This is a genomic window from Algisphaera agarilytica, assembly GCF_014207595.1.
In the GTDB taxonomy this organism is placed as follows: Bacteria; Planctomycetota; Phycisphaerae; order Phycisphaerales; family Phycisphaeraceae; genus Algisphaera; species Algisphaera agarilytica.
The window spans coordinates 3,366,279-3,378,331 of sequence record NZ_JACHGY010000001.1 but is presented as its reverse complement, the minus strand read 5'-3'; the positions used below and the strand labels follow the sequence as shown (position 1 = coordinate 3,378,331).

The 12,053-nt window shown below is 62.5% G+C and carries 7 protein-coding genes; 1 reads left to right on the top strand and 6 read right to left on the bottom strand.

Annotated elements, in window-relative coordinates:
• Window positions 1-12 precede the first annotated feature (12 nt).
• Window positions 13-1,167: an aminotransferase class V-fold PLP-dependent enzyme gene (locus tag HNQ40_RS14635; RefSeq protein WP_184678575.1), complete on the bottom strand. Its 1,155-nt coding sequence runs from the start codon at window positions 1,165-1,167 to the stop codon at window positions 13-15.
• A gap of 25 nt (window positions 1,168-1,192) precedes the next feature.
• Between HNQ40_RS14635 and HNQ40_RS14630 the strand changes: the two genes are divergently transcribed.
• Window positions 1,193-3,898, top strand: a complete 2,706-nt coding sequence (locus HNQ40_RS14630; protein ID WP_221435549.1) for a tetratricopeptide repeat protein — start codon at window positions 1,193-1,195, stop codon at window positions 3,896-3,898.
• A gap of 27 nt (window positions 3,899-3,925) precedes the next feature.
• Here the strand turns inward: HNQ40_RS14630 and HNQ40_RS14625 are convergent, their stop codons facing one another.
• The 5 genes from HNQ40_RS14625 to HNQ40_RS14605 all read right to left on the bottom strand — a co-directional run bounded on the left by HNQ40_RS14625 (window position 3,926) and on the right by HNQ40_RS14605 (window position 12,028).
• Entirely contained in the window at window positions 3,926-5,371 is a 1,446-nt protein-coding gene (locus HNQ40_RS14625; RefSeq protein WP_184678573.1) for a hypothetical protein, read from the bottom strand.
• Window positions 5,372-5,522: 151 nt separating this feature from the next.
• On the bottom strand, window positions 5,523-6,341 hold the full coding sequence (locus HNQ40_RS14620; protein WP_184678572.1) for an IspD/TarI family cytidylyltransferase: 819 nt from the start codon (window positions 6,339-6,341) through the stop codon (window positions 5,523-5,525).
• Between the two features lie 22 nt (window positions 6,342-6,363).
• Window positions 6,364-8,181: a S49 family peptidase gene (locus HNQ40_RS14615; protein ID WP_184678571.1), complete on the bottom strand. Its 1,818-nt coding sequence runs from the start codon at window positions 8,179-8,181 to the stop codon at window positions 6,364-6,366.
• Window positions 8,182-8,312: 131 nt separating this feature from the next.
• The gene (locus tag HNQ40_RS14610) at window positions 8,313-9,635 is read right to left on the bottom strand and encodes a hypothetical protein (RefSeq protein ID WP_184678570.1); all 1,323 of its coding nucleotides are present in this window, start codon (window positions 9,633-9,635) and stop codon (window positions 8,313-8,315) included.
• A gap of 44 nt (window positions 9,636-9,679) precedes the next feature.
• Window positions 9,680-12,028 carry a hypothetical protein gene (locus tag HNQ40_RS14605; protein ID WP_184678569.1) on the bottom strand — a complete coding sequence of 783 codons (2,349 nt, stop codon included), beginning with the start codon at window positions 12,026-12,028 and terminating at the stop codon, window positions 9,680-9,682.
• Window positions 12,029-12,053: the final 25 nt, after the last annotated feature.

Below are 12,053 nucleotides of genomic sequence, written 5' to 3'. Positions count from 1 at the left end.
GCCAAGACGAGTTTAACCCGCGGGTAACGCGTCGATCAGCCGATCGATCTGTGCGGGCGTGTTGTAGAAATGTGGACTCGCTCTGAGTCGGCCTTCTCGGACCACGATCACGATGCCTTGCTTCTGCAGTTCGGCCACGAGTTGCCTGGGGTCCAAGGCATCGCGCAAGCGTTGCGGCAGATCAAAAATCACAATCCCGCTACGTTCCTCAGGCAAAGCCCGAGGAGTGAATACGGAATACCCCTTCGCCTCCAACCCTTCACATAACTGGTGAGTCAAACCTTCAACCCGTGACCAGATGCCTTCGACGCCAACCCCAAGCAACAACTCAAGGCTCGCGCCCAGCGCCACGATCCCCGGGATATTCCAGCTGCCCGGTTCGAAACGACGGGCGTCATCCTGAAACCGGAATTGGTAGTCGCCGTAGTTCCCCGCGTCGACCATATTCATCCAGCCGACCACGTTGGGATGCAGCAACGGACACAACGCTTCACGGCAATAAAAAATCCCCGCGCCCTCTGGGGCAAGCATCCACTTGTGCCCGTCGGCCGAAAGGAAGTCGATCCCCATCGCCTCCACATCCACCGGCAGCACCCCGCAACTCTGAATCGCATCGACGCACAGATACCCACCCGCCCGGTGGACCATGTCGCTGATCGGCTTGAGGTCGATCCGGAAACCCGAGGCGTATTGCACATGCGACAGCGACACCACCCGCGTCCGGTCGTTGATCGCGTCGCACACCTGTTCGACATCGATCCGTCCGTCGGCCGACTGGGGCACTTCGAAAAGCTCCACGCCCAAGCGTTTCAGGTCTTCCCACGGATAGCGGTTGGCGGGGTATTCCACGTTGGTGATGATCACGCGATCGCCGGGATGAAACGTCAGCCCCTTGGCCACGAGCGACAAGCCCGTCGAGGTGTTCGGAACAAAGGCGATCTCGTGGCCGCCCTTGGCGTTGATGAGTTGGGCCGCGAGCTTCTTGGTCTGATTCGCCCGGCGGTACCAGTCCGCCCCGACGTAGGCCTCCGACTGGGCCTGCTCGGCGTAGTCACGGATCGCCTGGGCCGCAGGCCCGCTGATCGGACCGACCCCCGCGTGGTTGAAAAAATCGAGCTTCCGCAGAATCGGGAAATCGCCGGCAAACTCGGGAAAGGGTTGGTTCATGGCGGTACCGATCCTAAACTAACTGATGATGTCTCTCCAACGCTATGCCGTTTTCTTGCTGCTGGGAGCCACCGCCCTCGTCCCCACCACTCAGGTGTCGCTACAAGACACCACCGTGATCGACGGCCTGATCGAAACCCAAGCCGACGGGCACGAGCACCCCGAGGTCGAGTTGTCGGCGACCCTGACCCGCATCCTCGACAGCCCCGCCATCGACGAAACGCGTCGACAAGCCCTGAAGCTGTTCCACGGCCAGTGGGACGACTTCACGGCCGAAACACCCGACGAAGAGGCGGCCCTCGCCTGGGCCAGCTACCGGCTGTCGGACCCGTCCACTTTTGAAGCGTCGTCCGACCTTACGCTGCGGGCCGAAGTCGCGCTGTTCCGTGGCGACGCCGGGGAAGTCCTGCGTCTGCTGCAAGATGAGGTAACGGTCGCCGCGGCTTTTCTGCGTGGGCGTGCGTTGGAAGACCTCGGTCGGCTGAGCGAGGCCGTGGCTCTGCTCACCCCGCTGCGTGAGCGCTTCCAGCACGAAACCCTGACGGATCCTGCAGAGCTGACCGCTGGGGCAAACGCGATCGTGTTGCTGGCCCATCTTGAAGGCCGACCTTCACAAGACTACGAACTCGCTCTGGGGATGTATGCCCGGGCCTACCAAGAGCTCGACCCGCTGTACTGGCCCGCCCGCGTCGCTGAAGCGCAGCTGCTCATGAGCAAGGACAACTGGTCCGAGGCGAGCGATGCGTTGCAAGAAGCGTTGAGCTTCAACCCCAAGGCCGGCATCGCCTGGTACGAACTCGGACGGCTCTGGGTGGACAGCTATAACTTCGACGCCGCAGCCGAGGTGTCCGACCAACTCCGAACGATCAACCCGATCCATCCGCTGGCGGACGTGATCGACATCCGGTCGTTCCTTCGCCAATGCGACGTGGCCTCCGCCCGGAAGGTGCTCGTACCCGCACTCAAGAGTTTCCCCAAAAACCGCGAACTCCTCGCCCTCGCCGCGGCGACCGAAGCGATGGCGTACGACGATTCGGCGTTGGCGTCGGCGTTGGACCGATTCGATCAAATCAGCACCGGCGGCCGGGAAGACGCCGTGGGCTCGCCCTTGGCGCTGTATATCGCTGGCGAGTACATGAGCCTCGACCGCCAGTACATCCCGGCCGAAGACCTGCTGCGTCGAGCCATAGAGCGCTCACCCAACTGGCCCGCGCCCCGCCTCGAACTGGGGCTCCTGTTGATGCAGTCGGGCGACCTCAAAAGCGCCCGCCTCGAACTCGCCCACGCCCAACGCCTCGACCCGTTCCACCAACGGATCAACAACCAGCTCCGCCTCGTCGAGGATTTGCTGGATGAATACGAGACCATCGAAACCGAGAACTTCGTCATCCGCTACCGCCCCGGGATCGATGAAGTCCTGGCCCGCGACATGCCCGGCCCGCTCGAAGAGCTTTACGACGAGCTCACCGCCGTCTTCCAGCACCGCCCCGCCAACAAAACCCAGATCGACCTGATGCCCGATCAGTCCACCTTTGCCGTCCGCATCACCGGCATGCCCGACATCTGGACCATCGCCGCCGCGACGGGGGATGTGATCTCCATGACCCCGCCCCGCTCGGGCCCCGATCAGTTCGACCCGTACAACTGGGTCAACGTGATGCGGCACGAATTCGTGCACACCGTCAACCTCGCGCAGACCCAGAACCGCGTGCCCCACTGGTTCACCGAAGCGTGCGCAGTGTCCTCCGAAACCACCGGGCGGACCTTCGACAGCTGCCAGCTGCTCGCCTGGGCCGTCCACAACGACAAGCTGTTCGAATACGACCAGATCAACTGGGGATTTGTCCGCCCGAAGACCGACCGTGAACGCCCGCTGGCCTACGCTCAATCCGACTGGATGCTCGAGTTCATCGCCATCCATTGGTCGCACCAGGCTGTCGTCGACCTGCTGGATCTCTACCGGGAAGGCGTCTCCGACACCGATGCTCTGAAACAAGTCACCGGCTACACCGCCGACGCGTTCATGGATGCATTCAGTGTGTGGGCCGAGGGCCAGGTCCAAGCCTGGGGACTGGGTCGTGTTGAAACCAGCGAAGAGGCCGCCGCGGTACTCGCGTCAGGCGGCCAGGGCATCGCCACCAGCCAACTCGTCGAGCTACTCGAGGCCCACGGCAACAACCACCCCGACCTGCTCAAACTCGTCGCCGAACGTGCCGCGGATGGCGTGGACCCCGAGCAAACCCGCCTCTGGCTGAACCGTTACGCCCAGGCCCGGCCGGTCGATCCCTGGCCCCACAAAGTGCTGACCCAACTCGCCTTCGACTTGGGCCGTCCCGAAGAAGCCCTCGGCTCGTTGCAGCTGCTCGAACGTAGCGACACGTATACCTCGACGTGGTCTCACCAGCTTGCGGAGATCCACCGAAGCGCTGGCCGACTCGACGCCGCTCAGCGTTCGATCACCCGCGCGCTCTACTGCGAGCCGTACCACGCCCCCTACCGTGAGCTCGCGGCCACCATCGCCATCCAGCGGCGTGACCTCGAAACCGCAGCTTTCCAAGTCGAGGCGTTAGCCATCCTCGAACCCGATCGGGCTCAACACCCCACCCGACTGGCGGTGATCTACAGCCGACTGAACCGACCCGACGACGCACACGACGCAGCGCAACGGGCTCTTGAACTCAACCCCAACGCCAAGGTGCAGAACTTCCTCAAGGCCGAGCCCACTGAGTAAGCCTTACCGTCCTGGCGACTCCGCCAATCAGGGCAGCTCGATCTTCTCCAGGGAGAACGGCACCGCCACGACCGTTTCACCGGTGAGCACATTGACCGTCAGGTTCTTCATCCCCGAAACATCTTCGGGGAAGCTGTAGTTCATGTTGTTCGCCCAACCGCCCCAACCGTTGCTCTCGACCACGCTGCCGTTTGGCAGGGTCGCGGTCAAAGACTCGATGACTTCGGTAGCTTCGACGCCTTCGTTGAACGTGAGCTCCAGCGACATGTCTTTGATCGCTTTGATCTTGAAGCCCATGCCGTCGAGCGTGGTGTTGCCGACTTTGGCTTTACCCACCAAGCTGGTAGGGTTGTCCAGGCTCGCGGCCTCGAGGTTCACCTGCGTGACCACCCGGACCTCACCCGACAGCCCAAGCAACGCCCGTGCATCACGGTCCGGGCCGTCGGCGTCGAGACGGATCATCTGCGTATCGGAGTGTTCCCAGATTTCGCTGCGGTTTTGGCCAAACGTGTTGTCCACTTCACGGACCAGGTTGTTACCCAGGTCATCGTTTAGCGAAGTCAGCGTCGCCGGGTAGACCGCGATCGGCCGGCTGCCCTCGGGCCACTTGAGTTCCATATCCAGGCTCAGGGTGTGGTCCTGGGCGAAGGCGTTTTCGTTCAGCGTGACGTAGCGTGTCCAGCCCACCGTGTTGATTACCACTTCCATCCCCGAGGTATCAACCGGCGCCGCAGCTTTCGCCGGCTGGTCTTGACCGCTGGCCTCATGTTCGACAACCGGCATCTCCTCCACCACACCGAAATCGATGCCTACAGGATCGAAGCTGGCCACCAGAACGCCGTCATCAGACGCTTCGATCATGGCCTTGGTCGACTCAAGGGCCACGCGGTCGGACAGATCCATCGCCCACTCGATGCGGTTGCCCACGACTTCGCCCAGCTCGGCAACGGGAGCAGAGGGAAGATTAACGGCACGCACGATCTTGAGCCCCTTGGCCATGCCGTAAAGCTGGTCGAGCGATGGGCCGTTCTGGCTGGATTCGTCCTGGGCCACCCAGATCACTTCGGCCTGACCGTCCTCGGTGGCCTCGACGCCGAGTTGGAGGGAGTCGAGGGCGTATTCGCTGCCGAAAAACACTGCGGCGTCTTGGAAGGTGCCCTGCACGGTGATCCGCATGCTGCCGTCGTCCAGGTCTTCGGTCTCAAACGCGGTGATCTTCCCCGCGTCGCCGAGCTTGGCTTCCAGTTCTTCACGAGACACGTCGAAGGGCGCGTCACTGCTGACACCCATGCTCTCGTCTTCCGACATCATCGCCACCACCATCTGCTCCGAAATCAGGATGGTCTGCACAAACGAGCCGCTGCCGTCGGCGTTGATCGTGACCTCGGCCTCGTCTTCGTAGCATCCCGCCAACACCAGCGCGAGGACTAAAACCCAGAGACAAGCGAAAGAACGACGGCAGATGGCTGGCATAGAAAACCCCTTGATGTGTTAGAAAACAAAAGTATGCGACCCACAAATTCTAAACGCGCCCGGCGCTCCATGCGTGCGACTCGCCACCTCATCTCACCCAGAACTGAAGCGCGTGTGAAATCAACCGAACCATGAAACCAGTGCTGCTTGCTTAATCGTCGTCATCGCCGAACAGATCGATCACCTTCTTCTCGGCAACGGCCTGCTTGCGGTGAGCGATTAACGCCAGGGCCAACTCCGCATCACCGGGATGGGTAATCTTGATGTTGCCCGGGTCGCCCTCAACCACGTGGACCGCCTCACCCAACGCCTCGACCAGGCCTGCGTCGTCGGTGATGCCTTCGGTGTCTTGCGCTTGGGCATAAGCCCGGCGCAGCAACTCGGCCTCAAAGACCTGAGGGGTTTGGATCGCCACCAACCCCTCGCGTGACACGGTGCCGTGAACCGGCCGGGCTTGCGTGGTCGGGCTGAGCGCATCACCTAGAATCGCATCAAGCGGATCAGACGGTGCTGACGATGCGGCATCGCCGACTTTTTTCAGCGTGCTGCTGACCGGCAAACCCGGGATGATGGCGGGCAATCGCTCGGCCGCCGTAAACACGCGTTCGATCATCTTCGGCGAAACCACCGGACGGGCCGCGTCGTGCACCGCGATGTGCGTCGCACCATCGCGTACGGCATCGAGCGCGAGCTTCACGGTCTCCCACCGCTCCACCGTGCCCCCCGCCACCAAATCGACCTGAAGAAACGCGAGTTTGTCCTCCCAGCGAAATCGAAAATCATCGATCCGCTCGGGATGGACCGCGAGGATGATCTGCCCGACGTTACCCACCGCCCGAAACGCCTCGATCGCGTGAACGAACACGGGCTTGTGATCGAGTTCAAACTCGATCTTGCTGGCCGAGGCGCTGCCGCCCGCCGCAAAGCGTTGTCCGACCCCCGCAGCGGGAAGGATGACACAAATATTCATTTCGATGACTCGCTGAAAGCTCTTACTTCACCACGATAGCGGTTGGCATCATCATCAACACCGGCTCGTCTTGGAGCAACATCATGCCCTGCATAGACCGGCTGATGTTCCGCCAGGCCACCGGGCCGAGCAATTGCTTCGCGGCCCCCATGAAGGCCGGAAGATCCGAATCCATCGCCACCGCGGGGCTGCTGACGCCAAACAGACTGTTGAGGTATTCGTTGAGCGACATCGGCCCGGGCAGGTTGACCACGTCGTACTCCCCTTCGTCCAGACCGATCTGCTCCGCGAGGTCAGCCAGCGCCTGGTCGAGGCCGCCCAATCGGTCAGCCATGCCGTTTTCGATACTCGTGGTGCCGACGAACAATCGTCCCTCTGCCACGGTGCTTACATCCGGCAAGCGATCGCCTCGGCCGATCTCGACACGATCGATGAACTGGTCGTAAACCACCTGCAAAGCCTTACGGACGGTCACACGCTGCTCGGTCGTGAACGGCTCAACCGAGTTGAACAGATCGCCCCCCGGGCCGCGGCTACGACGGGTGATGCTGACACCGGCCCAGTCATACAACCCGCCTAGGGTGATCTTGCCGCCGACGACGCCGATGGACCCGAGGATCGAGTGCGGCTGCACGTAGATTTGATCGGCCCCCGACACGATGTAGTACCCGCCAGACGCGGCCATGGACCCCACGACTGCGAAGACCGGTTTTTCTGCAGCGACATCACGCACGGCCTGCCAGATCACCTCCGAGGCGAGTGCCGAGCCGCCGGGCGAATCCAGACGCAGAACCACGCCCATGATGTTCTCGTCGTAGAGCGCATCTTCAAGGGCGTACACGAGCGTACGGCTGCCGATGGACTCCTCGGAGAACAGACCGTCGCCGTACGACGAATCGCCGGACATAATCGGGCCGTCGGCGTGGATCACGGCGAGCGTCGGCCGATCGGTCTGCACCGTCGGTTCGGCAAACAATACGCTGAACATGGCAAACGGGTTGCTGGTGTCCATCGTCGTGGCGTAGAGCCCGAGTTCGGTGTCCCACTCAAAGTACTCGCCAAAGCTGACCTCGGTGACCTCGATCAGATCACGATCGACGACCTGGTCCACCGCGCGGCGAGCGAGAAGCTCTTGATCCGTCAGCGTCCACGAGTCGGCCATCAGCGACTCGACTTCTTCGCGGGTCATCCCCCGCCCTTCGGCGATCCGCGAAATCGATTGCTCGTACAAGCCGTCGAGCAGCGCATCGAAGTTCTCGTCCCAGGCCTCGCTCGGCTCGGAACGCATCAGCGTTTCGTCGGCCCCTTTGTATTTCCCGACCTGCAACAGATCGGGCTTGACGCCGATCTTCTCCAGCATGCCCGCCAGGTACATCTCCTCGACGGCGATGCCCATCAGTTCCACCGAACCCTTTTGCTGGAGCAGGACCATGTCGGCCGCGCTGGCGATGATGTAGTCGCGCAGGTCATAGGCCTCGGCGAAGGTCATCACGGTTTTCCCGGTCGCCCGCAGCTCAATCAGGGCGTCCGCGATCGCGGTGCACTGGGTCAACGACAGCTCGGGTTGATCAAGGAAGAGCACCAGGCCCTTGTGCTCTTCGCCGTCACGGACCGCGGCGATCTGGTCGAGTAAGCTCTGCAGCGAGGGGCCCGCATCGGACTCGGCCACCCAGGCGAACGGCACCGGACTCTCTCGCAACATCCCGTTCAGTTCGATCCAGCCCACGATCGGCGTGGTTTCCGACGCGTCGCTCGTTGCATCGGTTTCGACATGGATCTCGACTTGACCCGCTGCAGCTTCAGATTCGTCTGCCGACGCCGAAAAAGATGCGAAACACATCCCCAGAACCGCCACCCATTTCCAACAACCTGCATTTGTCATCGCGTGCTCCAATTGATATTCGCTCAGCTTAACCATAGGCGCACAGGATGTCCCGCAGAAGCCCGCCCTAAATTCCGCAAACCCGAGATTCAATCAGCCTCGCCGGCCTCGACCAGCTTTTGCTCAATCTTCTGCAGCCCCAGGAAGACATCATGTGCCGAGATGAAGTGCGGGCGGTTGGGATTACTCGGGCGCAGGATCGAGTCGGTGAGCAACTTAATCCGCTTGGCGGTGGGCGATAGCGCGTCGTATCGGATGAGCGGGAGCAATTCGGGGTTGCTCACGGGCTTACTGATCTGCAGCGACAGATAAAACATGTCGACCCCGCGGTCGATCTTGCCCTGGGCCGCGACCAGTACATCCGACGTCAACCGCCCCGCGTCGCGCATCTTACCCATCGTGCGCTGGATCTGGCTGGTGTTCATCATCTCGTCGAAGAGCGAGCTGAGCAGCGGGCTCTCGTGCACGTTCTCGCCGACCCGCACCGAAGAGCCGAAGTCCAGGAAACAGACCTTGCCCTCGCTGATGACCATGTTGTCGAGCCGCAGGTCGAGGTGAATCACGCCGACCTTGTCGTGAAGCACACTAAGCAGTTCCGCCGCCTGCTGCGCGAACTCCATGTGAGACAACGGCTCACCGCCCAGACGTAGCCAGGACATGTACAGCCGCTTGATGGTTCCGTCCGGGGCCTTCTCGAAGCCCAGCGCCTGCGGCATCCGTTGCTTGAACTCATCGGGGAGGTCGCGATGGAGCAGCTGCAGAAAGCCCGCCTCACGCGTCAGGAACACGGGGAACACCCGCTTGACCAACTTTTCCGCCCGCGTCAGCAACACCTGCTGAGTCGCTTCGGGGAACCGGCTGTGCAGGCGGCTCACGACGTTGCGGTAACGCGGCACCTGCTTCATGACCACATACTCGTCGCCGAGCTCGGGCTTCTTCACCAGCCGCACGTCGAAGGTGAAGCGAACGGTGTCCTCGTTGGGAAGGATCAGCGTCACCTTGCGGACTACGAAGTAGTGCAGCTTGCGCCCCAACCCGGGCAGGGGCACCCCCCAGACCTGCGCCAACGTCGAACGCGGCGCGGTTTCCAACTCAAAAGAATCGTGCGCGGCAAAGACCCGGGCGTATTGACGGATCGCTTCGGCATCCGAGCCGATCGCCAGTATCTGCCCGCCCCACTGCAGCCGCTTGAAGACATCCGCGGGCTCGGGCGTTTGCCCGTGGGCGCAAAGCAGAAAATCCTCGAGCTGGCTGAGCTCGGCGTCTTCGTAAGCCTTGGTCTGATCCCGGAAGACCGATTCATTACGGAAGCTCTGTCGACACAGCCGAAAAGCCATCGCATCGCGCCCGACCCAAGCACGCAGGTGCTTCTTCAGACCCTCCCCCACTCCAGGCGACCACGGTAGTTTCATACAAACACCATCAAGTTCGTCGTCACACAACCCCTTATGAACGATCAGGGGGCGGCGGGCGCCTCGGCAGGTGGCAGACGCAGGAATTCCTGCAGACCCTGGGCAAAGCGCTGCACCCGTGGCGAGCCGTCGCGGATCGCGGTGGTGAGTGCGGTGTCGTCCGGTCCGCTGGCGTGCGCGGAGAGGAAGGCGACCTGGACCAGATCGCTCTCGCTACGCTTGGCCTCATCCAGGATGGATTGGAATTGGGAGTTGTTCGCGTCGGGTGTCAGCATCAGCAGGATCCAGGCCTGATCGACGGGTCCCGACGTTTCATAAGCGGTTTTTAGTGTCTCGATACAAAGCTGAGAAAGCTCGCGGTCGACTTGAGCGCTGGGCGCCAGCGCATCACCCGCGCGGGCCAAGCGGTTCAAACCCACGTAACGCGGCAAGCCAACCCCGGAAGCCACGTCACTGGCCCACTTGGTCAGGTTCTCTGCCGCCATCGCGGGCACGAAGGCCTGCAGCGAACGCACGGTGTCGATCCCACCTAGCGTGCCGGGCACCAGCGCACCGTTGGGCAGGAAACGGGGATCGGTGGTAAAGGTCGTGTTGTAAGTCAGCGTGGTGGGCGTGGACCGCGTGAGGAACAAGCCGAAGATCGAGCGGTCGATCCGGATGTCGGTAATCAAGCGTTCACGCGGGTTGAGCGTCAGCCGGCCACGCATGTCGATGATCATCGGCGGGAACTGCCCGATGGATTGTCCGGCAATAAAACCAGACAACGAGATATACGCCTGGTTGCCCAGCCCCACCGCCGGGTCGATCGGCAGCGGGATATCCAACCCGTTCTGAACGATGAGCTCCGCATCGATCGTCTCCAGGAACTGGCTCCGGGACGAGTCGAAGTTGGCCCGCATGGAAACCCAGGGGTTGCGATCGATGTCGAAACGCCAGAGGGCGATGGGCAGCCGGTTCATCGCATCGACGACCGCCTTGCCGTTGGGGCCCGGCATGACGTCACGACGCAGCTCGTGGAGCATGCTCGCTGCGAGCAGGCCGCCCAGGGTGCCGGGGTGGTCGTGAACCACGCTGCGGACAAAGCGGGCCCGTCCGGCGTCGTCACGGCCCATCAGCAACGCCAGGCCGTACGCGGAAATCGGGTCGGTTTCGGATACCTGCTCGAAGGCGTTGCGGGCCCAACGCTCAGCGCCTTCACGCATGAACATGAAACCCGTCGCGCGGATGTAACGCGGATCGTTGCGGTCCTGTCCCTCGAGCATCGGGCCGACCGGCTCGGTGTCCTCGCCGAACAAAGCAGTGATCCACGCCAGCTCGAGTTTCGCCTCGTTGTCTCCCGCGTCGATGCGGGCCTGAAGCTGATCCATCACACTCTTCAACGCCGCCTGCCCCGGCTCGGTATCGCCGTGGAGGATGCGCCGGTGCAATTCGAGTTCAAGCGGTAAGGCCGCCTCGGCCCCGCCCTCTTCGGCGGGCCTGGCGAGTTCCTGCTCGACCTGTTCAATGAAGTCTTCCGCCTCACGTGTCTGCCCCGAAGCGATCAGGCTGCTCGACCACGTGGACCAGACCGAGGGGGGGATCGGTGTGCCGCGCGGGAGTTCGGCCGCGACCTCGAACTGACGCACCGCCCGGTCGTAGACCCCGAGGTTGTACAACGCGTCAGCCAGCAGCAATCGCGAGTCGGAATCCAGCGGACGCGCCCGGACCAGGTTGATCGCGGCGGCGCCGATGTTCAACGGCTTGGCCCCGCGTTCGAGGGCGAGCTCATAAGTGAGCATGGCGGCTTCGCCGTTGGCCGAGTCGGCCCGGACGGCGGTCTTGAGGTTTTTCAGAAAGGCGTCGTTGTTCCCGATCTCGCGGGCAATCGAAGCGGCCGCCGAAGCCAGGCGGGACACATAGGCATCGGAATAATCGAAGGTCCGCGCCTCGGCGAGCTTGTCTTCGAGGATCGCCAGCCGCCCGTCGAGCGTCTCGACCTCGGACAACTCGGCCAGCGTGAGGCGGAGGCGGAACGCGTCGTGCTCTGGCTTCAGCTCGACATAACGACGCAGTGCCGTCAGCACCGCGGAGCTATCGCCGACGAGCTCAGCCAGATAAATCTGCTTGGCCCACAGATCGGCGTCATCGGGTGACAGTTCCAACGCCAAGTCCATCATGACCTGAGACTGAGCGAGCTGATCTTCCCGGAGTTCTTCGCCAGTATTACGCGGGTCGCTCAGCGTCTGCATCGCCAAACGCAGCAGCATGTCGGCGACGAGCTGCTCACCCGTGACTTCGTCGCTGGCCAGCTGGGCGGATGCGTGGGTCGAGGCGAAGCTGGCGAGCAAGACCGCGGCAATGATCGCGGTCAGGAAAAACTGCCGGACGGGCGAGGCGGTTCGTCGTAGGCTCATTTTCATTACGGTCAGACCTTTGGGT

Excerpts from the sequence above, each read along its gene's own strand:
- HNQ40_RS14625 (WP_184678573.1), bottom strand. The coding sequence starts at position 5,371 with ATGCCAGCCATCTGCCGTCGTTCTTTCGCTTGTCTCTGGGTTTTAGTC.
- HNQ40_RS14630 (WP_221435549.1), top strand. The coding sequence starts at position 1,193 with ATGATGTCTCTCCAACGCTATGCCGTTTTCTTGCTGCTGGGAGCCACC.
- HNQ40_RS14615 (WP_184678571.1), bottom strand. The coding sequence starts at position 8,181 with ATGTGTTTCGCATCTTTTTCGGCGTCGGCAGACGAATCTGAAGCTGCA.
- HNQ40_RS14620 (WP_184678572.1), bottom strand. The coding sequence starts at position 6,341 with ATGAATATTTGTGTCATCCTTCCCGCTGCGGGGGTCGGACAACGCTTT.
- HNQ40_RS14635 (WP_184678575.1), bottom strand. The coding sequence starts at position 1,167 with ATGAACCAACCCTTTCCCGAGTTTGCCGGCGATTTCCCGATTCTGCGG.
- HNQ40_RS14605 (WP_184678569.1), bottom strand. The coding sequence starts at position 12,028 with ATGAGCCTACGACGAACCGCCTCGCCCGTCCGGCAGTTTTTCCTGACC.
- HNQ40_RS14610 (WP_184678570.1), bottom strand. The coding sequence starts at position 9,635 with ATGAAACTACCGTGGTCGCCTGGAGTGGGGGAGGGTCTGAAGAAGCAC.